Source organism: Sphingomonadaceae bacterium OTU29LAMAA1 (assembly GCA_024072375.1).
Lineage (GTDB): Bacteria > Pseudomonadota > Alphaproteobacteria > Sphingomonadales > Sphingomonadaceae > Sphingomonas.
This window is the reverse complement of record CP099617.1, coordinates 2,522,192-2,546,094: the sequence shown is the minus strand read 5'-3', so window position 1 is coordinate 2,546,094 and position 23,903 is coordinate 2,522,192. Positions and strand designations below refer to the sequence as shown.

The following is a 23,903-nucleotide window of genomic DNA, read 5'->3' as shown; positions in this document are numbered from 1 at the left end:
TCACCGACCCGGATCGCACCCAGGCGCGGCACAACGCGCTTTCAACGTGCGCGGAGCACTCGTCACACCGGTGTCATGTGTCAATTCGTCAGGATCGTTTCAGCGGCGAACCGTTCGGCTTCCGGGACGTCCAGTTCCACGACCCATAGATCCGGGTCGCTGCTCCGACGACGGCGCCAATAGGATTCCGCCCCGTCGTACGGGGCCGAATCGGTTAGTGACGCTACCCCATCGAAGCCGATCGTGCGTTCCAGCACCCGTGTCGGCCCCGTTCGATCCTCTAACAGGACCATGATAGCGCCGCCGGTTGCATCCCCCCTTGCCCGTACCATGCCGATGCCGCCGGCGTCGTTGACCCGGCGGAGAAGGGCGCCGACGATCAGATGGGTCGGCAGCCGGTCGGTCATGCCGGGCGATAGCCGGGAAGGCCGGACAGCGGAATTTGCGATCGCATGAAGGTGCCGGTGCCCCGCGCCGCTTCTTCGCCATCCGCGTCAATCAGGCGTGCGTCGGCGACGTAAACGCGTCGTTTGCCGCTGATCCATCGGCCCTCGGCGACGACGGGCCCGGCCTTCAGCGGACGGGTTAGCAGCAGGTTGAACGCAGTGGTCAGCAGGAAACGATCGGTGACCAGACTGTTCGCCGCATAGAAAGCGGCGTCGTCGAGCATCTTGAAATAGCTGGTCCCATGCACCGCAGCGGCAGCATGATAATGCCGTTCGTCGAGGCGGAAATGGATACGGGCGACGCCGGCCTCGACGATCTCCAGCCGCGATTCGAACAGGCGGTTGATCGGAGCGGCGGCGTAGAGCGATTCCAGACTGCGGAAATGCGCTGCGGCGCCGGCGTCAGGCGGCATCGCGCGCGGCATCCGCAGTGAACAGCGCATACAGGGCATCGGGCGAACCGGCGCCGCGAAGCTTGCCGAGGAACGTGCGGTCGCGAAGGCGTCGCGATACCCGCGCCAGCGCCTTCAGATGCTCCGCCCCCGCATCCACCGGTGACAGCAACATGAAGACAAGGTCGACGGGCAGATCGTCGACGGCGACGAATTCGATCGGTTGTGCGAGTCGCATGAACACGCCGGTCACCACCGTCAGCTCGGGCAGGCGGGCATGGGGTATCGCCACGCCGCCACCGAAACCCGTCGATCCCAGCTTTTCACGGAGGTTGAGTCGTTCGGCGGTCAGCCTGCCATCAAGGCCCAGCGCGTCGGCGGCATTGGCAAGCTGGACGAACAGCGCCTTCTTGTGAGCGACCGCGACGTCCTTGTAGACCGCATCGGGGCGCAGCAGATCGCTGAAGTCGTTCATCGCAGACTCGAATAAAACAAAGGGCCCCGCCGGGCCCCTAACGAGTCCGGCGGGGGAGGGAAAGGTCAGCCGGCGGCGGGCTGCTGCGCCTGGGTCTGGCGCTGCGGCTCGACCCAGCCGATCGTGCCGTCGCCGCGGCGATAGACCATGTTGTACGCACCCGTCCCGGCATTGCGGAACAGCAGCGCCGCGGTATCGCGCAAATCGAGCATCATCACCGCGTCCGACACGCTGGCGTCCGGGATGTCGACGCGCGTCTCGGCGATGATCAGCGGCGCGTCGCCGACATCCTCTTCGGTCGGTGCGGCTTCCTGGAACAGGGTATAGCCGGCGTTGTCATAGCCCATATCCTCCTGGATCGCCGCCGCTTCGCCGGCATGGCGGTCCTTCAGGCGGCGCATGTAGCGGCGCAGCTGCGTCTCGATCTTGGCGGCCGCGCCATCGAAGGCGGGATGCGCGTCGTGCGCCTCATGCCGCCCCTTCAGCACGAGACCCTTCATGACATGGACGACGATGTCACACTTGAAGCCGACGTCGTGCGGCCCCTTGCCGAAGGTTACCTCGGCCGAGATGGCGCGGGCGAAATACTTCGTGGCGATACCCTGAAGCCGGTCGCTCACATGATCCTTGAGCGCGTCGCCGGTTGCGACCTGATGACCAGAGATCCGGATATCCATTGTCTTCTCCATTGATGTGGGCTGGCCTGTTGGCCTTCACCCGGTTGGCGCTATTCGAACGCCGCGACCCCCCAGATCGGATCCTGCAATTTGGAAACAAATGCTGCGTGCGCTGCAAGTTCCGCGTCGGACGGACGAAACGCGCGCGGCGGGCGGACGGTGACGGCACGGCGCACGGCGACCTGTGTGGCTTGCACGACGGGCGCATCGCTGACCAGCCCCAGCCCGATCTGCCGCCCGCCGAGCAGTTCGACATAGACCTGCGCGAGCAATTGCGCATCGAGCAGCGCGCCGTGCAGCACGCGGTGCGACCGGTCGACGCCGAACCGCGAACACAATGCATCCAGCGTATGCTTGGCACCGGGATGGCGGCTGCGCGCGATCTGCAGCGTATCGACCATCCGTTTGACGTGGACGATCGGACGACCGCATCGGGTCAGCTCGCCATTGAGGAAGGAAAAATCGAACCCGGCGTTGTGCGCGATCAGCGGCGCGTCGCCAAGGAATTCGATCAGGTCCCCGCACGCATCGGCAAATTTCGGCTTGTCGCTGAGGAAGGCTTCCGAAATGCCGTGCACCGCCTGCGCCTCCGCCGGCATATTGCGTTCGGGATGATAATACGCATGGAAGGTGCGGCCGGTCTCGACCCGGTTGATCATCTCGACGCAGCCGATCTCGACGAGCCGGTCGCCACCGGCGAAGCTCAATCCCGTGGTTTCGGTGTCGAAGACGATCTCGCGCATGTCACCTCTATCAGCCTGTGGCGGACGCCATGCAAGCGATCACATGACGGACGGCCTCCCGTGTCACGTCGAGCGACACGTCGGTGGGAATGACGTGATCGGCCCGCGCCCGCTTGGCGGCATCGGGATATTGGCGGGCGAGGATCGCGGCGAATTTTTCCGGGGTCATACCCGGGCGGGCGAGGGTGCGCGCGCGCTGCACGTCGGGTGCGGTGGAGACGACGACGATCCGGTCGACCGCACGATCGCCGCCGGTCTCGAACAATAGCGGAATGTCGAACACGACCATCGATGCGGCGGCATGTTGCGCGAGGAAAGCAGCACGCTCCACTGCCACGGCCGGGTGTACGATCGCTTCCAGCCGCTTCATCGCGGCATCCTCGCCCAGCACAGCCGCGGCGAGCCGCTGGCGGTCAACACCGTGCGGGCCAGTCGTGCCGGGAAACGCCGCCTCGATCGCGCCTACGCAGGCGCCATCGGGGCCCTGCAGCCGATGCACGGTCGCATCGGCGTCGAACACTGGAATCCCTTCGTCGGCGAACATCGCCGCCACCGTCGACTTGCCCATGCCGATCGATCCGGTGAGGCCGACGACGATCATGCGATCAACAGGTCTCGCAACGTATCGTCCCGGTCGCGCGGCGGCTCGGCCCCGAAGAACAGTTCGAAGGCGAGGGCGGCCTGACCGATCAGCATTTCGAGCCCGTCGACCGTTTCCAGCCCGCGCGCGCGCGCAGCGGTCAGCAGCGGTGTTTCGAGTGGCGCATAGACGATGTCGTAGACGACGGCATCGTCCTGCAGCGGGTCGATGTCGATCTCCAGCGGCGGCTGACCCGCCATGCCCAGCGTGCTCGCGTTGACCAGCAGCGCCGTGTCGGGCGAGATCGCGGACGACAGCGGCAATGCCTGCCCCTTGAGACCGAACGACGACAACAACACGCCGGCCTTCAGCACATTGCGGTTGAGCAGCGTCACCGGACCGACCTGCATCCGGGCCAGCGCGAACAGGATCGCACGCGCCGCGCCGCCCGCACCGACGACCGTGACGGGCTTGCCGGTGAGGTCGAACCCCGCGAGCGGGGCATAGAAGCCGCCCGCATCGGTGTTGGTGCCGACCGGCGTGGTATCCTCGGCACGAAAGACGGTGTTGATCGCGCCGATACCATTGCGCACGTCTCCGCGGTCGTCGACATGGTCGAGCGCGGCGAGCTTGTGCGGCATCGTGATGTTGCACCCGCGCCAGTCCGGATCTCCGCGGCGTTGCGCGAAATAGGCGGGCAGGTCGTCGGCGGTTACCAGCGTCTTGCGATATTCGGCATCGAGCCCGAGCTGATCGAGCCAGAAACCGTGGATGACCGGGGATTTGGACTGGACGATCGGATCGCCGATGACCTCGGCATACGGACGGCTCATGCTGGGATCACTCCGCGGATTCTGAGGTAGTCGAGGACGTTGAGCAGGGGCAGGCCGAGCACGGTGAACTGGCTGCCATCGATGCGGCCGAACAGCTGCGCGCCGGGGCCTTCGATCCGGTAGCAGCCGACGCAACCCGATATCGCGGGCCATTCCTGATCGAGATAGGCCTCGATAAACGCGGTGGAGAGCGGACGGACGTGCATCCGCGCCGCCTCGACATGCCGCCAGACCGGACGGCCGGCTTCGGCGATCACCGCGGCGCTCCACAGTTCGTGACGGGTGCCGGACATCCGGGCGAGATGGTCCGCCGCCTGTTCGCGGCTCTCCGGCTTGTCGAGCAGGGTGCCATCGGCGAGCGCGACGACGCTGTCGCTGCCGAGGACGAGGCGATCGGGATGCCGCAGGCTCACCTTGATGGCCTTCAGTTCGGCGAGCGCATCGGCAAGGTCGCGCGGCTTGCTGCCGACGAGCGACGCCTTGGCGGCGTCCTCGTCAACGCCGGCTGCGGTCGCGTCGAACGGCACACCGGCCGCGGTCAGCATCGCGCGGCGGGAGGCGCTTTGCGAAGCAAGGAGGAGGGGGGTCATAATGCTTCTTTCGTCATCCCCGCGGACGGGGATCCTTGATGGCAGACGTGAGTGATGGAGCCGCTTGCTCGGCAACCATGAATGACCGCCTGCGCGGGGATGACGAACGTGGACGAACGCACCATCGTCACACCACACCCGCCTTGCGCTGGTTGGCCAGCGCGATGATCGCGGCGGCGGTTTCCTCGATCGACCGGCGGGTGACGTCGATCACCGGCCAGCCGTTGTCGGCGAACATGCGGCGGGCATAAGCGATCTCGCGCGTTACCGCTTCCTCCTCCACATAGGGCGTGTCGGGCATCTGGTTGAGCGACAGCAGCCGGTTGCGACGGATCTGGATCAGCCGGTCGGCACTGGTGGTGAGACCCACGACGAGCGGGTTCTTGAGGTCGAACAGAATGCGCGGCGGCGGGCTTTCGACGACGATCGGAATGTTCGCCGTCTTCCAGCCGCGGTTGGCGAGATAGATCGACGTCGGCGTCTTCGACGAACGCGAGACGCCGGCCAGCACGATCTCCGCCTCCTCCCAATCCTCCGACGCGATGCCGTCGTCGTGGGCGATCGTCCACTGGATCGCATCGACACGCGCAAAATAGGCGGCGTCGAGCGCATGCTGGCGACCGGGCCGCGCCTTGGCCTGCTGGCCCAACAAGCCGGACAGCGCATCGTTGACCGGATCGAGCGGCGCGACCGCGGGCAGGCCAAGCGCGAGGCAACGCTGTTCGAGGATGCGGCGGGTCGCGACGTTCACCAACGTGAAGATCACCAGCCCCGGATTCTGCGCGATCTCCTGCAGGATGCGCTCCAGATGTGCCTCGGTGCGCACCATCGGCCAGAAATGGCGGACTGTCTCGACGTCGTCGTACTGCGCGAGCGCCGCCTTGGCGATGTTCTCCAGCGTTTCGCCCGTCGAGTCCGACAGCAGGTGGAGGTGGAGGCGCATCATAGCCGACGCGCTCCCGCACGTGGGACCGTGGCAGCGGGCAGCCACCACATTGAGATATCGCGCTTCCGCGATGCCTCCGCCAACGACAGGCACGGATCTGTGGATAACATGGGCGCAATGGATAGGATAAGTCGGCACCCTCGCCAACCCGCCCCCGCCCCGTGGACAACCCGCATTCTGTCCACATTTGCGCACACAGGGCATGGTTTTATCCACAGGCTGTGGATGATGGGGACGGGCTTCACCGAATCCCCGCGGTATCGCCGATCCTTGCCGGTCAACCTGTGGGTGGTTAGGGCATGAATGCAGTTATCCCGTTATCCACGTGCCAACCACTTCATCATCCTTATCTAAGATTCTTTTATAGGAAGAAGGTTCTGTCCGATCCTGTGAACAAGCCCCTGCTCGCGACGTTACGCGGTGCGAAACCGTCGGTGCCGCCGATGTGGCTCATGCGGCAGGCGGGACGATACCTTCCCGAGTATCGCGCGCTGCGAGCGGAGAAGGGCGGCTTCCTGGCGCTCGCCACCGACCCGGCGGCGGCGGCGGAGGTGACGCTGCAACCAATCAGGCGGTTCGGTTTCGATGGCGCCATCCTGTTCTCCGACATCCTGATGGTCCCCTGGGCACTGGGACAGGACCTGACGTTCGGGCCGGGCGAGGGACCGCGCCTGTCGCCACCGCTGGTGGATGCGGCCCTGAACGCCTTGCAACGGGTGCCTGAGCGACTGGAGCCGGTCTATGGCACCTGCGAACGGGTCGCCGCCGCCTTGCCGCCTGAGACGACGTTTCTGGGCTTTGCCGGATCGCCGTGGACGGTGGCGACGTACATGGTCGCGGGCGCAGGGTCGAAGGACCAGCATGAGACTCGCGGCTTCGCCTACACGGACGAGGGCGCGTTCCAGGCGATCGTCGATGCGATCGTCGCGATGACGATCGAATATCTGGCACGGCAGATCGCGGCGGGGGTCGAGGCGGTGCAGCTGTTCGACAGCTGGGCGGGATCGCTGTCGCCGGCGCAGTTCGAACGCTGGGTCATCGCGCCCAATGCGGCGATCGTCGCCGGCTTGCGCGCCCGCTGTCCGGACGCGGTCATCATCGGCTTTCCGAAGGGGGCAGGGGGCAAGCTGCCCGCCTATGCCCGCGAGACCGGGGTGGATGCGATCGGGCTGGACGAGACGGTCGATCCGGTCTGGGCGAACGACGTTCTGCCTGCCGGGTTGCCGGTACAGGGCAACCTCGACCCGTTGGCGCTACTCGCCGGCGGGCGGGTACTGGAGGACGGTATCGACCGCGTCCTGAACGCTTTCGTCGACCGGCCGCACGTCTTCAATCTGGGCCATGGCATCGGCCAGTTCACGCCGATCGCGCATGTCGAGCGACTGGTCTCACGCGTACGGGGGAACGGCTGATGGAGTATCTGGCGGGCGCATATCTGTGGATCGTCGCGGCGCATGTGATCTTCGTGATCTTCTGGATGGCCGGTCTGTTCATGCTGCCGCGCTATCTGGTCTATCATCAGGAGGCGCTCGCGGCCGGCCGTAAGGACGAGGCGACGACGTGGGTGGAGCGGGAGACCAAGCTGCGGTCGATCATCCTGACCCCGGCGATGCTGGCCGTGTGGGTCCTGGGACTGACGCTCGCGACCGTCGGGCAGCATTGGGGCGAGGGGTGGCTGCATGCCAAATTCACCTTCGTGCTGCTGCTATCGGGTTATCATGGCTGGGCGGTCGGCTATGCGAGGAAGCTCGCCCGGGGCGTGATGCGGTTCGAGGGGCGGACGCTGCGCATGCTGAACGAGGTGCCGGCACTGGCGGCGACGGTCATCGTTGTGCTGGTATTCGTGAAGCCGTTCTGACCGGTCGGTCGCCGGCTCAGGCCGCCAGCCGGGTCTGGTTACGGCCGCCGGCCTTTGCCGCGTAGAGCATCGTATCGGCGCGCTCGAGCCATGCGGCCACGGACGTATCCGCCGCCAGCGCGGCGACGCCGAAGCTGGCGGTGATCCGCAGATCCTGCCCATCGGCAAGACGGATGACGTTTGCGGCGATCGCCATCCGCAATCGCTCGGCGGCGATGACCGCGTCGTCCCCGCCGGTTTCGGGCAACAACAGCGCGAATTCCTCGCCGCCCAGTCGGCCGAACACATCGCTGGGCCGCAGCGTCAGTGTCGCCAGTTCCGCCAGTTGATGCAGCACCTGATCCCCGGCAGCGTGGCCGTAGGTGTCGTTGACCGATTTGAAGTGATCCACGTCCAGCATCACGATCGTGCTCGGCCGATGATACCGCGCCGCACGGGCGATTTCGCGCTCCGCCTGCTCGACGAACGCACGTCGGGTCAGCGCTCCGGTCAGGAAATCGACCTGCGCAACCATTCGCAGTTCCAGCTCGTCGCTGACGATATGGGCGCAGTTGGTCAGAATGGCGATGTCGGCAGGGGTAAAGGCACGCGCCTTCGTATCCATCGCACAGAGCGATCCCACGTTATAGCCATCGGGCGTCCGCAGCGGGATGCCGGCATAGGCACGGATATGCGGCGCGCCCGTGACCAGCGGGTTGTCCGCGAAACGCGGGTCGCCGTGCGTATCCCCGATGATCAACGCTTCGCGTTGCTGGATGGTGTGGGTGCACAGCGAAATGCTGCGCGGCGTTTCGGCGACGTCGATCCCGCGACGCGCCTTGAACCACTGACGGTCGCGGTCGACCAGCGTCACCGTCGCCATGGGCACGCCGAGCACGGTACGGACCAGCGTCACGATCTTCTCGAACGGCTCCTCGACTGCCGAATCCAGTACATCGAGACGGCGCAAGGCGGCCAGCCGCGCGTCGTCGTCGTGCAGTTTGACGTCATGCATGATCCGGCGCCTTCGACATGGTCCGGATCACGGCGGTCAGTTCCGCGGCATAGCTGTCGACGAGCGAGCGGACGCTGGTATCGATCATCGCCTCCTGCAAACCCGCGGCGCGCAGGCTCTCGACGAGCCGGGCGAGGTGCGTCTGGTGCCGGGACACGCTGTCGAGAAGCTCGGCAGGAATCTCGATCGGCGCGGCATCCGTCGGCGTGGGGGTAAGCTGATCGATACGCATCACTGTGTCCTGTGGGATCCTGTGGAGGGTTTAGCGGTGTGCAGTTAACAACAGCTGATCCCATCTTAACATATGTTTCGGCCGGGAGTATCCGGCACGATTCCATGCATGGGGCCTATGCATGGGGATCGTCGCTTGACGAACATCCTCGCTCCTCTTACCTCCTCAAAGCGCGTAGAGCCTCCGTCCGGTGGTTCCGCGTTTCTCCTCCTGGCCATCGTCGCTGCGGTTCCTTCGCCGACCTGGGCCATCTCCCCGACTACGCATTCGGATTTTTCCATGCATCTCAAAGACCTAAAGAAGAAAACACCCGCCGAGCTGGTCAGCATGGCCGAAGAGCTGGGGGTCGAGGGCGCCTCGACGTTGCGCAAGCAGGACCTGCTGTTCGCGATCCTGAAGGTGCAGGCGGAAAACGGCGACCAGATCATGGGCCTCGGCACGATCGAGGTCCTGCAGGACGGCTTCGGCTTCCTGCGCTCGCCGGAAGCCAACTATCTGGCCGGCCCCGACGATATCTACATCTCGCCCAATCAGGTGCGCAAACACGGTCTGCGCACTGGCGACACGGTCGAGGGCGAGATCCGCGCACCCAAGGACGGCGAGCGCTATTTTGCGCTGGTAAAGCTGACCAGCGTCAATTTCGACGATCCCGACGCGGTCCGTCATCGCGTCAACTTCGACAACCTGACCCCGCTGTATCCGGAATCGAAGCTGACGCTCGATCCTGCGGACCCGACGCAGAAGGACAAGTCGGCCCGCGTGATCGACATCGTCTCGCCGCAGGGCAAGGGCCAGCGCACGCTGATCGTCGCACCGCCCCGCGTCGGCAAGACCGTGATGCTCCAGAACATCGCGCGCGCGATTTCGGACAACCATCCCGAGGTGTTCCTGATCGTCCTGCTGATCGACGAGCGGCCCGAGGAAGTCACCGACATGCAGCGTTCGGTGAAGGGCGAGGTCGTATCCTCGACCTTCGACGAGCCGGCGCAGCGCCACGTCCAGGTCGCCGAGATGGTGATCGAAAAGGCCAAGCGCCTGGTCGAGCACAAAAAGGACGTCGTGATCCTGCTCGACAGCATCACGCGTCTCGGCCGCGCCTACAACACCGTGGTGCCGTCGTCGGGCAAGGTGCTGACCGGCGGTGTCGACGCCAATGCGTTGCAGCGCCCCAAGCGCTTCTTCGGTGCGGCGCGCAACATCGAGGAGGGCGGTTCGCTTTCGATCATCGCCACCGCGCTGATCGACACCGGCAGCCGCATGGACGAGGTGATCTTCGAAGAGTTCAAGGGCACCGGCAACTCGGAAATCGTCCTCGACCGCAAGGTCGCCGACAAGCGCGTCTTCCCGGCGCTCGACGTCGGCAAGTCCGGCACCCGCAAGGAAGAGCTGCTGGTGGATGCCAGCAAGCTCAGCAAGCAGTGGGTGCTGCGCCGCATCCTGATGCAGATGGGCACGATCGACGCGATGGAGTTCCTGCTCGACAAGATGAAGAATTCGAAGACCAACGAGGATTTCTTCGACAGCATGAATCAATAGCCGGCTGCGGCCTGCCGCAAGCTGCGGCAGGACTCGCACCGGCTCGGCCGGCGGGCGGCAGCGCCGACCCGTCCGACGCGGGCTTTGCCCGTGTCCGCCACAAGCGCGAAGAACCAACAACGCGCGGGAGCCCATGGCTTTCGCGCGTTGCTGCGTTATGGACTTAACCATCAACCGGGAGTGTAGAACGTGTCCATCATCGCCATGCTGAGCGCCGCTGCCGCCAGCGGGCCGGGGTCTCCGGCCGAGATCTGGCAGCATATCGTCAACGATTTCGCCAATATCGGCAGTCCCGCCGCCTTGTCGGCGTTCCTTCAGGTGCTGATGATCGACGTCGTGCTGGCCGGCGACAATGCGATCGTCGTCGGCGCGCTCGCTGCGGGCCTGCCGATCGACCAGCGCAAGAAAGTCATCCTGATCGGCATCGTCGCCGCGCTGGTGCTGCGGATCATCTTCGCGCTGGCCGTCAGCTGGCTGCTCGGCGTGATCGGGCTGATCTTCGCTGGTGGCGTCCTGCTGATCTGGGTCGCGTGGAAGATGTGGCGCGAGCTGCGCGAAGGCCACAATGCCGGATCGCCCGAAGTCGACGGTGACGAAACCTCGGGACTGAGGCCCGCCAAGAGCTTCGCCGCGGCCGCCTGGGCCGTCGCCGTCGCCGACGTCTCGATGAGCCTCGATAACGTGCTCGCTGTGGCGGGTGCGGCCCGCGACCATCCGGGCATCCTGATCATCGGCCTGCTGTTGTCGGTCGCCCTGATGGGGATCGCGGCGAACCTGATCGCCAAGTACATCGAGCGCTACCGCTGGATCGCCTATATCGGCCTGCTGGTGATCGTCTACGTCGCCGGCAAGATGATCTACGAAGGGGTCGTCGACCCGAACGTCGGGGTCCTCAAGCTGTTCGCATGAGGGAAGGGGGGCCATCGAGCCCCCCTTTTCATATCAGCCGAGATGTTCGGCGAAGAAGGCGGCGGTGCGGCTGTCCGCCTGCTCCGCCGCGGCATCGGAGCGGCGATCGCCGAATTCGGTGGCGAAGCCGTGATCCTCACCCGGATAGTCGTAGAGCGTCACCTTGGGGTGATCGTCCAGTCCGGTGTGCATCGCGGCCTGCGCGTCCTTATCGACGAAATGATCCTCCTGCGGAATGTGAAGCAGGAGCGGTTTCGCGATGGCATGCGTCTCGCCGAGCAGGCCATCGATCCCGACGCCATAGTAGCCCACCGACGCATCGACGTCGGTCCGTGCCGCGGTCATGAAGGCGAGCCGGCCGCCGAGGCAATAGCCGACCACCCCGACCTTGCCGCCGTCATCCAGCATGGCGCGCGCGGCGCGGATCGTCGCCTCGATATCGCGGATACCAGCGTCCTGATTGAACTTGCCCATCAATCCCAGCGCCCGATCCATCTGCTCCGGCACGTCCGGGTCGAGCTGGATATTCGGTGCGATCGGCCAGAACAGGTCGGGCGCGATCGCCAGATAGCCGTCCACCGCCAGTCGGTCGCATTTGCTGCGGATGCCCGCATTGACCCCGAAAATCTCCTGGATCACGACGATCGCCGCTTTGGGATGTGCTGCGGGTTCCGCGACATAGGCGTCGAAACAGGCGTTGCCGTCGAGTGTCTCTATCTGGATGGTCTTGCTCATGGGGTCCTCTCGCGCGCGTGATCGTGCTGGGCTATGTCATGCCACAAGGCTGTTCATGGGGCGACGTGCAATGAAGGTAACGGTAGACATCGATCTGACCCCCGAGGAGGCGCGCCGCGCGATGGGGTTGCCCGACCTGACGCCCCTGCACGATCGCTATGTCGCATCGCTGCTGGAGACGATGTCCGGACAGGTGCGGCCGGAACTGCTTGAAAACATGATGAAGAGTTGGGCACCGATGAACGAGGCGGGGTTCGCGATGTGGCGGCAGATGTTCGAACAGGCGACGAAGTCGGTTAGCTGATGGATACGATCTTCGCGCTGTCGAGCGGCGCGGCGCCGGCGGGGATCGGTGTGATCCGGATCAGCGGTCCACAGGCCTTCGCGGCAGTCGAATATCTGGCGGGTACGTTGCCGCCACCGCGTACGGCCCGGTTGCGGGCATTGCGGGGTGATGATGGTGCCCTGCTGGATCGCGCGTTGGTGCTGGCATTTCCCGCACCGGCCACGGCGACGGGGGAGGATCTTGCCGAGTTTCACTGTCACGGTGGACGCGCGGTGATCGCCGCGGTGCTCGGTGCCTTGGGAGCCGTGCCGGGGCTGCGGCCGGCGGGCGCTGGCGAATTTACCCGGCGAGCGCTGGCCAACGGGCGGATCGATCTGGCGGAGGCGTCCGGACTGGCCGATCTGCTGTCGGCCGAAACGGAACGGCAGCGGGTCGCTGCCCTCGCAGCGGCGGAAGGGATCGTCAGTCAGCGGGTTCGCGGCTGGCTCGATCGACTGGCGATGCTGTCCGCGCTGACCGAGGCGCAACTCGATTTTGCCGACGAGGACGATGTCGGCGGCTCGGGGCATGGCTTGTCGGCCATTCGCGAGGGCAGGGCGGCGCTGGCGGCAGACCTGCGCATGGTGCTCGACAGCCCGCCGGTCGAACGGCTGCGCTACGGCGTCCATGTTACGTTGGCCGGGCCGCCGAACAGCGGCAAGTCGACACTGATCAACCTGCTAAGCCAGCGTGAATTGGCGATCGTCTCGCCGATCGCAGGCACCACCCGCGACCGGATAGAGGGGACGGTCACGCGGGCCGGGCTGGTCTATGTCTTGACCGACACGGCCGGGTTGACCGCGAGCGATGATCCGATCGAGCGGATCGGCGTGGATCGCGCACAGGCCTCGATCGCCCGGGCAGACATCATATTGTGGCTGGGTGACACGATGCCGCCCCGCGATGGAGCGATATGGGTGCGCGCCCGCGCGGACGAACCCGGCCGTATCGCCTTGGCCGGCGCGCACATCGACGTATCGCAGAATGACGATGCCTCTATCGAAATGCTCTGGCGGGTGATTGCGGATCGCGCCGAGCGGCTCGTACCGCAGGGTGACGCTATTGCGTTCCGGGAGAGCGAAAGACAGGCATGTCAGGGCGCGCTGGACCAACTGACTGGCAGACATGACGATCTGCTGATCATCGGCGAACAACTCCGTCTCGCGATGCGATCCCTGGGATCGATACTCGGTATCGATGCGACCGAGACGATGCTGGATGCGTTGTTCGGGCGCTTCTGCATCGGAAAGTGATGTTCCACGTGGAACAGTTTTGACGTCTCACACCTCGGGGTCTAGGCGCATCGTATGTATGACGTGATCGTCGTCGGCGGCGGCCATGCCGGTACCGAAGCCGCCGCTGCCGCTGCCCGCCGTGGCGCAAACACAATTTTGATAAGTCATGACCGCCGGCATATCGGAGCGATGTCGTGCAATCCCGCAATCGGCGGCCTCGGAAAAGGCCATATCGTGCGGGAGGTGGATGCCTTCGATGGCCTGATCGCCCGGGCGGCTGATCAGGCCGCCATCCATTATCGCATGCTCAATCGAAGCAAAGGAGCTGCGGTTCAGGGTCCGCGCGTGCAAGCAGACCGCAGGCGCTATGCCGCCGCGATCCAGACGATGCTGCACGCATTGCCGACGCTGACCATTGCTGAGGGTGATGTCGACGCGTTGATGCTCGATGGCGGCCGGACGCGCGGCGTGGTCCTGAGCGACGGCAGCCATGTTGAAGGCCGCACAGTGGTACTGGCGACGGGTACGTTCCTTGGCGGGCGAATGTTCCGGGGTAACGAGCGACACGAGGGCGGTCGCATCGGCGAGCGTCCTGCGCGCAAACTCGCCGAACAGTTGCGAGGGCTATCCCTGCCTCTGGAACGCCTCAAGACCGGGACGCCGCCGCGCATCGACGGCCGCACGATCGACTGGGGCCGACTGGAGGAGCAGCGCTCCGACACCGATCCGTGGACGATGTCGCCCATGACGTCCCATCGTCCGCTTCCACAGGTTGCCTGCGCAATCACCCGGACCAACGATCGGACGCATGCGGCTATCCGGCATGGCCTCGATCGATCCCCACTGTTTGGTGGCGCAATCGAAGGGCAAGGTCCGCGCTATTGTCCCTCCATCGAGGACAAGGTGCATCGCTTCGGTGATCGCGATGGACATCAGGTCTTTCTGGAACCGGAGGGGCTCGACGATCACATCGTCTATCCGAATGGCCTGTCGACCTCGCTCCCCACGGATGTGCAGGAGGTCATGATCCGCAGCATTGCGGGACTGGAGCGGGCATCGATCACAACCCCGGGTTACGCCGTCGAATACGATTATCTTGATCCTCGCGCACTGGATGCGACACTGGCGCTTGCTGCCATTCCCGGCGTGTATTGCGCGGGGCAGTTGAATGGTACAACCGGGTATGAGGAGGCGGCGGGGCAGGGGCTGATCGCCGGGCTGAATGCAGCAGCGACCGCCTGTGATCTGGTACCTTGCATTCTTGATCGCGCCTCGAGCTACATTGGCGTGATGATCGACGATCTGGTTCTGCAGGGCGTTACCGAACCCTATCGCATGCTGACGGCAAGGGCGGAGTATCGCTTGTCTCTGCGTGCAGATAATGCCGAGACCCGGCTCGGCGGCATCGCGGCCTCGATCAATTGTCTGGGCGATGAGCGGCAGGAGCATCAGCGTCATCGAATGCAGGAACGAAGCCGTGTTCGCGATGCTCTGTCGCAATCGATAACGGCGTCCGAACTGTCGGGAATGGGTGTCCGCGTTGCGCAGGACGGAAGCCGTCGCAGCCTGTACGAGTGGTTGAGAATCCCCGACGTCGATCTTCGGCATGTGTCGCCTGAACTTCACGACAGTATGTCGGCGCCGATCCTTGGCGAGGTGATCGAAGATGCACGCTACGCGCCCTATCTCGAACGTCAGGCGGAAGAGGTGGCGCTGATGCGGCGAGAGGAGGCGGTCCCGCTGCCAGCCATGCTTTGCTATGCCGCCGTTCCGGGGTTGTCGAACGAGATGATCGACCGTCTCGATCGGGCACGGCCGGCGTCCTTGGGTGCGGCGGCGCGTGTTCGTGGCGTAACGCCGGCGGCAGTGTCCGCAATTTACCTGTATGCGCAGCGTGGTTTGGCATGACGGAAGACGAGGCAAGGAACCAGCTGGTCGAGCGGTTCGGTATGAACGATGTCGATCGCGTCGCTGCTTTTCTGACGATGGTGAGCACCGAGAACAGCTCTCAGAATCTCGTCGCGCCATCGACGCTGGCGACGATATGGACTCGCCACGCGCTGGATTCCGCTCAGCTATTGTTTCACGTGGAACAATCATCCGGACGTTGGCTGGATATCGGGACGGGAGGGGGGTTTCCAGGCATCGTCATTGCCTTGCTGTCGGACCATGCCGTGACGATGGTCGAGCCGCGCAAGCGACGCGCGGAGTTTCTGCAAGCCTGCGTCGACCGATTGAACATCGCGAATGCGACGGTGCTCACCGCGAAGGTCGAGGCAGTTGCAGGTCGCTTTGCGACGATCTCGGCCCGTGCGGTCGCATCGGTCGAAAAGCTTTTGCAAGCGGCGGCGCATTGCGCCACATCCGATACGCGCTGGATCTTGCCCCGCGGTCGCATGGGCAGCGGCGAACTGGCCGCATTGCAACGCGATCAACGCCGAGTGTTTCACGTGGAACAAAGCATCACGGATCCCGAATCGTCGATCCTGATCGTAAATACTAAAGAAGGACGCGCGTGATGACGACGATTGCGGTGGCCAATCAAAAGGGCGGCGTTGGTAAGACGACGAGCGCGATCAACCTGGCCACGGCGCTGTCGGCGACCGGCAAAAGCGTTTTGCTGATCGACCTGGATCCACAAGGTAATGCGTCGACGGGTCTGGGCGTTGGTCATTCACAGCGCGGTCGATCAAGCTACCATGTGCTGTTGGGCGAAGCGGAGATTGCGGATGCCGTCATCACCACGCGCGTGCCACGGCTCGATCTGGTCCCTGCGACACAGGATCTGTCCGGCGCTGAAATAGAGCTGGTCGAATTCGAGCACCGGACGCACCGCCTCGATCGTGCGCTCGCCAAGGCTCAGGGTCGCTGGGACATCGTCCTGATCGACTGCCCGCCATCGCTGGGACTGCTGACGATCAATGCCATGGTGGCCGCCGACAAATTGCTCGTTCCGCTGCAATGCGAGTTCTTTGCGCTCGAAGGGCTGTCGCAGTTGCTGACGACGGTCGAACGCATCCGGGAACGCTTCAATCCCGGGCTGGCCATTCTGGGTGTAGCGCTGACGATGTACGATCGTCGCAATCGACTGACCGAACAGGTTTCCGCCGATGTCCGTGCCGTGCTCGGCCGTGTCGTGTTCGACACGGTCATCCCGCGGAACGTCCGCCTGTCGGAGGCGCCGAGCCACGGGTTACCCGCCCTGATCTACGATCATCGGTGTTCCGGATCGCAGGCGTATATCGATCTGGCACGTGAACTGATCGCCCGCTTGCCGCAAGTAACGGCAGTCGCCGCATGAGCGATGCGGCGAAGCGGGGGCGACCCGGAGGCCTGGGCCGCGGACTGAGCGCATTGCTCGGTGAGATGGCCAGTGAGGCCCCCGTCGCACCGGGGGCCAAGGGCAACGTACCGAGTGGTGTCCGGATGTTGCCGGTCAGCGCGCTGACGCCGCATCCCGATCAGCCGCGGCGACATTTCGACGATGCGCTTCTCGATGAACTGGCGGCGTCGATCGCAACGCGTGGCCTGATCCAGCCGATCGTCGTTCGGCCGCACGGTCACGATTATCAGATCGTCGCCGGCGAGCGGCGATGGCGTGCTGCACAGCGTGCCCGGCTGCACGAGGTTCCAGTCGTCGTTCGCGACTTCGACGATGCGCAGACGCTCGAGATCGCGCTGATCGAGAATATCCAGCGTCAGGACCTGAATGCGATCGAAGAAGCGCAGGCATATCAGCGGCTTGCTGGCGAATATGGTCATACGCAGGAAGCGCTGGCGAAGATCGTTCATAAATCGCGTAGCCACGTAGCCAACCTGTTGCGATTGCTCGAACTACCCGAGGCGGTACAGGGTCGGGTCACGGACGGGTCGCTGACCATGGGACATGCACGCGCATTGCTCGGATCGCGGGACGTGGAAACGCTGGCCGAACAGGTCGTGGCACGCGGATTGTCGGTGCGCGAAACGGAAAAGCTGGCGAGGGGCGCCAAGCCGGAACGTGGGGGTGGAAGCACCCGCGAGCGCGCACCTGCGGCGGCACCCGACGCCGATATCGCGGCGTTGGAACGTCAGCTGTCCGACCTGCTCGGTCTTCATGTCCGGGTCGCGCATAGTGAGAAGGGCGGCACGTTGACGCTGACCTATTCGACGCTCGATCAACTCGACATGGTGTGCCAGCGGCTGACCGGCGATACGATCTGATGATCCTGTCGTCCGACACATTCGACGATCTGCCCGCCGATGACGGTACGATGCGAGTGCACTGGTTTCGGCCCGTTGCCGAAGGGCGATATCCGGGACTGATTCTGTATTCGGAGATTTATCAGGTTACGGCGCCGATCAGGCGGCTTGCTGCATTCCTTGCGGGGCATGGCTATGTCGTGGCGGTGCCGGAGGTCTATCACGAATATGAAGCGCCCGGGACGGTCCTCGGCTATGATACGGCAGGGACGGAACGCGGCAACACCCTGAAGTTCGCGAAGCCGGTGGCCGCGTTCGATGCGGATGCGGTGTCGGTGCTCGATGCGCTGGCGGCACATCCGGCCTGTAGCGGGCGCCTGGGAACGGTCGGTGTGTGTCTCGGTGGACATCTGGCATATCGCGCGGCGCTCGACCCGCGGGTATCGGCTGCGGCCATGTTCTACCCCACGGACATTCACTCGGCTACGCTCGGTGCAGGACGGTCCGACGACAGCCTGGCGCGCATGGCGGAGCTGAACGCGGAGACGCTGTTCGTCTTCGGTCGGCAGGACCCGCATGTTCCGTTCGCCGGGCGGGAAACGATACGTCGGCGACTGGAACAGACAGGTGCCACGTACGAATGGCACGAGGTCAATGCGCAGCATGCGTTTTTGCGTGACGAAGGCCCGCGTTACGATCCGGCGCTGTTCGTCGCGGCGACGGGCTGGGCCCTGTCGTTGTTCAACCGGGTCCTTCGGTAGACGTCGGCCTGATAATCGGCTTCGTCATTCCCTTCAGCCCCGACGTTCGACGCCTCGCGTGAGCTCGATCAGGGCATGCTCCGCCAGGACACTGCCGGCATTGCCACTCGACATCACCGCGCGTTCGGCATTGCGGACACGGGTAAGGGCGGTCGACAGCATCGCCGGGTTCCAGCGGCGTATCGCCTGTGCGGTGTTCGCCTCTTCACGGAAGAAGATGCGATGGCGCTTGAAGACGGTGTCCTGCGTCGCACCCGCGTCGGTTTCGGCCTTCATCTCGGCAAGCGTCATCAGACGGCGGGCAAGCAGCCGGAGCCAGGGAATGGGCGAGGTGCCCGCCTCCGTCAGTCGGGCAAGCTCGGCACCCAGAACGGCGGTGTGGCCGGTGACCACCGCATCGACGACGTGACCCATCTCCGCCTCGCCCAGATCGGCACCGATCGCGTCGAGCGCGGCATCGTCGAGGTCGTGCGGCCGATCGGGTGCGGCGTCGAGGAACAGCGCCAGTTTCTCGATCTCCCGGGCCAGCACGGCACGGTCGCCGCCGCACGATGCCGCCAGGCGCGCCGCGGTGGTCCCGCCAGAGCGCAGGCCGTGATCGCGTGCCATCGCTGCGGCAAGACGCTCCAGATCGGCCGCGCTCGGCTCGTACGCCGCGAAAGCCATCGCTCGTCGGGAATCGATCGCCAGCTTGACGATCTTCGCGGTCGATTTGACCGTGGGAGCGAGCGCAACCACAGGGTTGCCGGCATGATCCGCCTCCAGCAGCGCGGTGAACGCCTCCAGACATTCTTCGCCGGCGGGGGAAACCCGGATATGGCGCGCACCGCCGAACAGCGACATGGACGCGGCTTCGTCGGACAGGCGCGCCGGATCGGAGCGTAGTGTCGCGCCGTCGAGGTCGACGCGCTCCGCATCCGGTCCCATCGCCCTGGCGAGCACATTCGCCAGCTCTGCGGTCGCCGAACCATCGGGGCCGTGGAGCAGATAGAGGCGGATGTCGGGGGAGGGGCGTTCGAGCGCGGACTTTATGTCGCGCGCGTTAGCCTTCACCGGTGGTCTTCATGGCGTCGGGCGGCGCTGCGCGTAGAGCGCGATGCGGGCAACGATCTGATCCGCGACGATGCCGGACAGGCGCTCCAGCGCGGTGTTCTCCGCCGCGATCGTCGCATATTCCGACTGGACGACATCGATGCCTGCATCGGATCCGGCGGTGGCGTCGATCAGCACGCTGCCGTCCGTCAGATTCACCAGCTGATATCGCGCGCGAAGGGTGCGACGTTCGCGGGTAACGCTGTCATCGCGGCGCACGCCGAAGCCCGCGATGGAATCATCGAGCCGCACGTCCAGTCGATACTGCGGGGTACCGTCGGCAGCTAGGCGATCGCGGAGCGCATTGGTCATCAGCCAGCCCGACTTGCCGTCGATCGGCGCCACCTCGACATTCGACAGCGTGGCGGCAACGCTGCCGCCCGAGCCGCCACTGTAAAGGGGCTTCAGGCCGCAGCCGGCGAGCAGCAGCGCGAACGGCGCGAGAAGCAGGGCGTGCCTCATATGACGATATTCACCAGACGTCCCGGCACGACGATCACCTTTTTTGGGGGCTTGCCGTCGAGGGCGCGAACGATCTTGTCGGATGCCAACGCCAGCGTCTCAAGCGTTTCACGCGGCAGGTCCTTTGGCACCGTCAGCGTATCGCGCAGCTTGCCGTTGACCTGGATCGCGATCGTCGCCTCGTCCTCCACCAACAGCTTCGGATCGACTTCGGGCCAGGCGGCGTCGGCGATCAGACCGTCGAAGCCCTTCGCCGCCCATGCCTCTTCCGCAACGTGCGGGACCATCGGGGAGACCAGCAGCATGAGCGTATGGATCGCATTGCTACGCGACTGCGACGGTGCGGCACGTTCGATCGCGGTGCACAATTCGTAGATCTTCGCGACCGCCTTGTTGAAGGCCAGCGCCTCGATATCCTGTTCGATGCCGAGGATGGTCTGGTGCAGCTTGCGGTCGAGCGCGACGTCGCCGCCCTCTCCCGGTTCCGGGGTGTTGCCATCGAACAGCCGCCAGAGACGCTGGACGAACCGCCATGCACCTTCGATGCCCGATTCGCTCCACGGCAGGTCGCGTTCGGGCGGCGAGTCGGACAGCATGAACCAGCGCGTCGCGTCGGCACCATATTGATCGACGATCGGTTCGGGATCGACGGTGTTCTTCTTCGACTTCGACATCTTCTCGACGCGGCCGATGGTGATCGCATCACCGGTCGCGATCTCGATGCCGTCACGAACGTCGTCGGGGGACAGCCAGCGGTTATCCGACGATTTGTACGTCTCGTGCGTCACCATCCCCTGCGTGAACAGGCCGGTGAACGGTTCCGCGATATCGATCAGGTCGAGGTGCTTCAGCGCACGCGTCCAGAAGCGCGCATACAGCAGGTGGAGGATCGCATGCTCCACCCCGCCGATATATTGCCCCACCGGCAGCCAGCTTTCCGCGACCTCACGATCGAACGGCCTGTCCCTGGGCTGGCTGGCGAAGCGGATGAAATACCACGACGAATCCGCGAACGTGTCGAGCGTATCGGTTTCGCGCACGGCCGGCTTGCCGCAGGATGGGCAATCGACATGCTTCCACGTCGGATGACGATCGAGCGGGTTGCCGGGGATCGCGAACGACACGTCGTCGGGCAGGACGACCGGCAACTGATCCTTGGGAACCGCGACCGCACCGCAATCGCCGCAATGTATGATCGGGATCGGCGTGCCCCAGTAACGCTGGCGGCTGACGCCCCAGTCGCGCAGGCGAAACACGGTCGAGCCTTTGCCCCAGCCACCGGCCTCGGCGCGGCGGATGACCTCGCGCTTGGCGTCCTCGACATCCATGCCATCAAGGAAATGCGAATTCACCAATGCACCGGGGCCGGTATAGGCTTCGGTGCCCTCGAATACCGGGGCGATCGTGTCGCCGTCCGAGACGACACGCTGCACATCGAGATGATATTTGCGCGCGAAGTCGAGATCGCGCTGGTCATGCGCCGGCACGCCCATGACCGCGCCGGTGCCGTAATCCATCAGCACGAAATTCGCGATGTAGATCGGTAGCTTGCGCGTGGCGTCGAACGGATGCGCGGCGGTAAGCCCGGTGTCGAACCCCAGCTTTTCCTGCGTCTCCATTTCGGCCGCGGTGGTGCCGCCCTGCTTGCAGAGCGCGATGAACGCGGCGACTTCCGGGCGATCGGCGATGGCTTGGGCGATCGGGTGGTCGGCGGCGACCGCGACGAAGCTGGCGCCGAAGATCGTGTCCGGGCGGGTGGAGAACACCTCGACCTTGCCCCCATCCGACACGTCGAACCCGAACGTCAGCCCCTGGCTCTTGCCGATCCAGTTCTCCTGCATCAGCTTGACCTTGTCGGGCCAATGTTCGAGCGCGCCGAGACCTTCGATCAATTCATCGGCGAAGTCGGTGATCTTCAGGAACCACTGGCTCAGCTTGCGCTTCTCGACCAGCGCACCCGATCGCCAGCCGCGGCCATCGATCACCTGTTCGTTGGCGAGCACGGTCATGTCGACGGGGTCCCAGTTGACCGCCGATTCCTTGCGATAGACCAGCCCCGCGGCGAACATGTCGAGGAACAGCGCCTGCTCGTGCCCGTAATAATCGGGCTTGCACGTCGCCAGTTCACGCGACCAGTCGAGCGCGAAGCCCAGCCGCTTCAGCTGCGCCTTCATCGTCTCGATATTGGCGAGCGTCCAGGTGCCGGGGTGCACGCCCTTTTCCATCGCCGCATTCTCGGCCGGCATGCCGAACGCGTCCCAGCCCATCGGGTGGAGCACTTCATAGCCGCGCATCCGGCGGAACCGCGCCAGCACGTCGCCCATCGTATAATTGCGGACGTGGCCCATGTGGATGCGCCCCGACGGATAGGGGAACATCTCCAGCACGTAGCTCTGCGGTTTGCCGCTGTTATCCTTGGCAGCAAACGTCTGCCGGTCGTCCCAGACCTTCTGCCAGGTCCGGTCCGCCGTCAGCGCGTTGAAACGCGTCACCATGTCGTGATTTATCCGGCGATCGAGGCGCGGCGCAGATCGCGGGCGCGGGTGAGGATGACGTCCTCCAGCTTCTGCGTGGTGGCGGCGGTGACGGGCGCGGACACCCACTGGCCACCACGGTTGACCTCACGCAGCGCCGCGACACGGACCGCGTCGGCACGCAGGTCCTGATCGAGGATCGACACCGTGACCTTCATCCGCTCGGACGGGACCTGCGGGTTGACGTACCAGTCGGTCACGATGACGCCGCCATTGGAATCGGTCTGCAGCAGCGGCATGAACGACAGGGTGTCGAGGCTGGCGCGCCACAGATAGGCGTTGACCCCGATCGTCGTGACCTTGGATGCGGCGAGGTCGGTCTTGGCGACGGCATTGCCACCACGTCCGCCACAGGCGGCGAGCGGCAGGGCGATGGCGGCGACCATGAGGGCGGTGCGCAACGAGCGGATCATGGGCGGAACTGTCCTGCGATATAAAGGGCGCCTTCGCTCTATAGATGCACGGGTGCACCCGCAAGCGACGCGTCGAAGCGACCGCAATGGCACGCCCGTCCCGGAATCTGTGTGCCTATTGCAACAGTCGGACAAAATGATGCTTCGGGCAGCGACTCTGCCATATTGGCGCGCGACGGAATCGTGTTAGGCGCGTTGCAGCGGGAGTCGAGGGGACTGCTAGTGTTTGCGAAGCGTGCCATGGGGCGTGCGATGGCTGGAATGATGGCGGGAGCGTTGATCGCTGCCGGTGTCATTGTCGCGCCCGCCTTCGGTGCCGCGGAGCGAGCACGTCCGGCCAAGCGCATCGCGTCGCCGACGTCGCGCCTTGCCGGGTCGTTCACACCGGCGGCGGCCGATCCCCGGCTTGCCGCAGTGATCGCCCGCGGTGGCCTGAACGGCGCCGAATTCCGCTTCACGCCCGCCGAAAGCCGTCCCGATCAGCGCGCCGTCACCGTGGCCGTCCGGGCGCGCTCGAACCGCAATGCGCTGACCGACGCGAGCCGTGCCGCCGCCGTGCAGGCACCGACCGTCGGTATTCAGCCTATCGCCTACAATCTGGGTGTGTCCGTCGGGTGGAAGCGTTTCGCCGTATCGGGTGCCGTCAGCCGTATCGATCTTGGTCCGCAGCCGGGTAGCCGCGAATCGACCGATGTCGCGCTGACGTATCGTGCCGGCCGCGCGAGCAGCCGCGTGATCGCCGTGGCGGATCGCCCGCTGGCGAACACGCCGAAGCTGACGCAGGAGATGCCGAGCTATTCGGTCGACGTCAGCAGCTCCTATTCGCTGACCCGCAATCTCGATGTGACGGCGGGCATGCGCTATCGTTCCGACCGCGAGCGGCTGGCACGACTGGACGATGAGCGGCGTGACAGCCAATCGGTGTACGTGGGCACCGCCTTCCGGTTCTGATC

General features: G+C 65.0%; 28 protein-coding genes. 12 read left to right on the top strand and 16 right to left on the bottom strand.

All coding sequences use genetic code 11. The features are described 5' to 3' along the window. Window positions 1–80: 80 nt before the first annotated feature. From NF699_12405 to NF699_12365, 9 genes are all read right to left on the bottom strand, one after another. On the bottom strand, window positions 81–407 hold the full coding sequence (locus NF699_12405) for a DUF1491 family protein (protein ID USU03867.1): 327 nt from the start codon (window positions 405–407) through the stop codon (window positions 81–83). Continuing rightward, complete coding sequence (locus tag NF699_12400) at window positions 404–859, bottom strand: PaaI family thioesterase (GenBank protein ID USU03866.1); 456 nt, start codon at window positions 857–859, stop codon at window positions 404–406. The genes NF699_12405 and NF699_12400 overlap by 4 nt, the downstream gene beginning before the upstream one ends. Further along, entirely contained in the window at window positions 849–1,313 is a 465-nt protein-coding gene (locus NF699_12395) for a PTS sugar transporter subunit IIA (protein USU03865.1), read from the bottom strand. The genes NF699_12400 and NF699_12395 overlap by 11 nt, the downstream gene beginning before the upstream one ends. 65 nt (window positions 1,314–1,378) lie before the next feature. Then, a complete protein-coding gene (raiA, locus tag NF699_12390) occupies window positions 1,379–1,990 on the bottom strand; it encodes a ribosome-associated translation inhibitor RaiA (protein USU03864.1) in 612 nt (203 codons plus the stop codon). Window positions 1,991–2,040: 50 nt separating this feature from the next. After that, window positions 2,041–2,733 carry a DNA polymerase III subunit epsilon gene (gene dnaQ / locus NF699_12385; protein USU03863.1) on the bottom strand — a complete coding sequence of 231 codons (693 nt, stop codon included), beginning with the start codon at window positions 2,731–2,733 and terminating at the stop codon, window positions 2,041–2,043. Window positions 2,734–2,743: 10 nt separating this feature from the next. Next, window positions 2,744–3,334, bottom strand: coding sequence for a dephospho-CoA kinase (gene coaE, locus NF699_12380; protein USU03862.1), 591 nt, complete (start codon window positions 3,332–3,334; stop codon window positions 2,744–2,746). Then, entirely contained in the window at window positions 3,331–4,146 is an 816-nt protein-coding gene (locus NF699_12375) for a shikimate dehydrogenase (protein ID USU03861.1), read from the bottom strand. Before NF699_12375 ends, coaE begins: the two co-directional genes overlap by 4 nt. Beyond that, window positions 4,143–4,736, bottom strand: coding sequence for a Maf family protein (locus NF699_12370; GenBank protein ID USU03860.1), 594 nt, complete (start codon window positions 4,734–4,736; stop codon window positions 4,143–4,145). Before NF699_12370 ends, NF699_12375 begins: the two co-directional genes overlap by 4 nt. A 127-nt stretch (window positions 4,737–4,863) precedes the next feature. Continuing rightward, complete coding sequence (locus NF699_12365; GenBank protein USU03859.1) at window positions 4,864–5,682, bottom strand: kinase/pyrophosphorylase; 819 nt, start codon at window positions 5,680–5,682, stop codon at window positions 4,864–4,866. A gap of 443 nt (window positions 5,683–6,125) precedes the next feature. Between NF699_12365 and hemE the strand changes: the two genes are divergently transcribed. Together hemE and NF699_12355 are read left to right on the top strand one after the other, a co-directional pair. After that, complete coding sequence (gene hemE / locus NF699_12360; GenBank protein ID USU07078.1) at window positions 6,126–7,094, top strand: uroporphyrinogen decarboxylase; 969 nt, start codon at window positions 6,126–6,128, stop codon at window positions 7,092–7,094. Further along, on the top strand, window positions 7,094–7,540 hold the full coding sequence (locus tag NF699_12355) for a CopD family protein (GenBank protein USU03858.1): 447 nt from the start codon (window positions 7,094–7,096) through the stop codon (window positions 7,538–7,540). Before hemE ends, NF699_12355 begins: the two co-directional genes overlap by 1 nt. 16 nt (window positions 7,541–7,556) lie before the next feature. Here the strand turns inward: NF699_12355 and NF699_12350 are convergent, their stop codons facing one another. Together NF699_12350 and NF699_12345 are read right to left on the bottom strand one after the other, a co-directional pair. Next, on the bottom strand, window positions 7,557–8,534 hold the full coding sequence (locus NF699_12350) for a sensor domain-containing diguanylate cyclase (GenBank protein USU03857.1): 978 nt from the start codon (window positions 8,532–8,534) through the stop codon (window positions 7,557–7,559). Next, window positions 8,527–8,766, bottom strand: a complete 240-nt coding sequence (locus tag NF699_12345; protein USU03856.1) for a hypothetical protein — start codon at window positions 8,764–8,766, stop codon at window positions 8,527–8,529. The genes NF699_12350 and NF699_12345 overlap by 8 nt, the downstream gene beginning before the upstream one ends. Window positions 8,767–9,045: 279 nt before the next feature. On the opposite strand from NF699_12345, the gene rho reads away from it, so the two are divergent. Beyond that, window positions 9,046–10,302, top strand: coding sequence for a transcription termination factor Rho (gene rho, locus NF699_12340; protein USU03855.1), 1,257 nt, complete (start codon window positions 9,046–9,048; stop codon window positions 10,300–10,302). A 204-nt stretch (window positions 10,303–10,506) separates the two neighbouring features. Next, complete coding sequence (locus NF699_12335) at window positions 10,507–11,211, top strand: TerC family protein (protein USU07077.1); 705 nt, start codon at window positions 10,507–10,509, stop codon at window positions 11,209–11,211. 33 nt (window positions 11,212–11,244) lie between these two features. Here NF699_12335 and NF699_12330 read toward each other — a convergent pair whose 3' ends face one another. Beyond that, the gene (locus tag NF699_12330; GenBank protein ID USU03854.1) at window positions 11,245–11,946 is read right to left on the bottom strand and encodes a dienelactone hydrolase family protein; all 702 of its coding nucleotides are present in this window, start codon (window positions 11,944–11,946) and stop codon (window positions 11,245–11,247) included. 70 nt (window positions 11,947–12,016) lie between these two features. Between NF699_12330 and NF699_12325 the strand changes: the two genes are divergently transcribed. The 7 genes from NF699_12325 to NF699_12295 are packed head-to-tail and all read left to right on the top strand — an operon-like array spanning window position 12,017 to window position 18,449. Beyond that, on the top strand, window positions 12,017–12,250 hold the full coding sequence (locus tag NF699_12325) for a DUF6489 family protein (GenBank protein ID USU07076.1): 234 nt from the start codon (window positions 12,017–12,019) through the stop codon (window positions 12,248–12,250). After that, window positions 12,250–13,524: a tRNA uridine-5-carboxymethylaminomethyl(34) synthesis GTPase MnmE gene (mnmE, locus tag NF699_12320; protein ID USU03853.1), complete on the top strand. Its 1,275-nt coding sequence runs from the start codon at window positions 12,250–12,252 to the stop codon at window positions 13,522–13,524. The genes NF699_12325 and mnmE overlap by 1 nt, the downstream gene beginning before the upstream one ends. Window positions 13,525–13,578: 54 nt before the next feature. Next, window positions 13,579–15,414 carry a tRNA uridine-5-carboxymethylaminomethyl(34) synthesis enzyme MnmG gene (gene mnmG / locus NF699_12315; GenBank protein ID USU03852.1) on the top strand — a complete coding sequence of 612 codons (1,836 nt, stop codon included), beginning with the start codon at window positions 13,579–13,581 and terminating at the stop codon, window positions 15,412–15,414. Continuing rightward, a complete protein-coding gene (rsmG, locus tag NF699_12310; protein USU03851.1) occupies window positions 15,411–16,025 on the top strand; it encodes a 16S rRNA (guanine(527)-N(7))-methyltransferase RsmG in 615 nt (204 codons plus the stop codon). The genes mnmG and rsmG overlap by 4 nt, the downstream gene beginning before the upstream one ends. Beyond that, a complete protein-coding gene (locus NF699_12305) occupies window positions 16,025–16,807 on the top strand; it encodes an AAA family ATPase (protein ID USU03850.1) in 783 nt (260 codons plus the stop codon). Before rsmG ends, NF699_12305 begins: the two co-directional genes overlap by 1 nt. Then, entirely contained in the window at window positions 16,804–17,709 is a 906-nt protein-coding gene (locus NF699_12300) for a ParB/RepB/Spo0J family partition protein (GenBank protein USU03849.1), read from the top strand. The genes NF699_12305 and NF699_12300 overlap by 4 nt, the downstream gene beginning before the upstream one ends. Continuing rightward, the gene (locus NF699_12295; protein USU03848.1) at window positions 17,709–18,449 is read left to right on the top strand and encodes a dienelactone hydrolase family protein; all 741 of its coding nucleotides are present in this window, start codon (window positions 17,709–17,711) and stop codon (window positions 18,447–18,449) included. Before NF699_12300 ends, NF699_12295 begins: the two co-directional genes overlap by 1 nt. A 33-nt stretch (window positions 18,450–18,482) precedes the next feature. Here the strand turns inward: NF699_12295 and holA are convergent, their stop codons facing one another. The 4 genes from holA to NF699_12275 are packed head-to-tail and all read right to left on the bottom strand — an operon-like array spanning window position 18,483 to window position 22,950. Further along, on the bottom strand, window positions 18,483–19,502 hold the full coding sequence (gene holA, locus NF699_12290; GenBank protein USU03847.1) for a DNA polymerase III subunit delta: 1,020 nt from the start codon (window positions 19,500–19,502) through the stop codon (window positions 18,483–18,485). 9 nt (window positions 19,503–19,511) lie between these two features. Then, window positions 19,512–20,003, bottom strand: a complete 492-nt coding sequence (gene lptE / locus NF699_12285; GenBank protein USU03846.1) for an LPS assembly lipoprotein LptE — start codon at window positions 20,001–20,003, stop codon at window positions 19,512–19,514. Next, window positions 20,000–22,498 carry a leucine--tRNA ligase gene (gene leuS / locus NF699_12280; protein ID USU03845.1) on the bottom strand — a complete coding sequence of 833 codons (2,499 nt, stop codon included), beginning with the start codon at window positions 22,496–22,498 and terminating at the stop codon, window positions 20,000–20,002. Before leuS ends, lptE begins: the two co-directional genes overlap by 4 nt. Before the next feature lie 8 nt (window positions 22,499–22,506). Further along, window positions 22,507–22,950 (bottom strand): DUF3576 domain-containing protein, encoded by a 444-nt coding sequence (locus NF699_12275; GenBank protein USU03844.1) that lies wholly within the window; start codon window positions 22,948–22,950, stop codon window positions 22,507–22,509. 252 nt (window positions 22,951–23,202) lie between these two features. Here NF699_12275 and NF699_12270 point away from each other — a divergent pair, with 252 nt between their 5' ends. Then, the gene (locus tag NF699_12270) at window positions 23,203–23,901 is read left to right on the top strand and encodes a hypothetical protein (GenBank protein USU03843.1); all 699 of its coding nucleotides are present in this window, start codon (window positions 23,203–23,205) and stop codon (window positions 23,899–23,901) included. Window positions 23,902–23,903 lie beyond the last annotated feature (2 nt).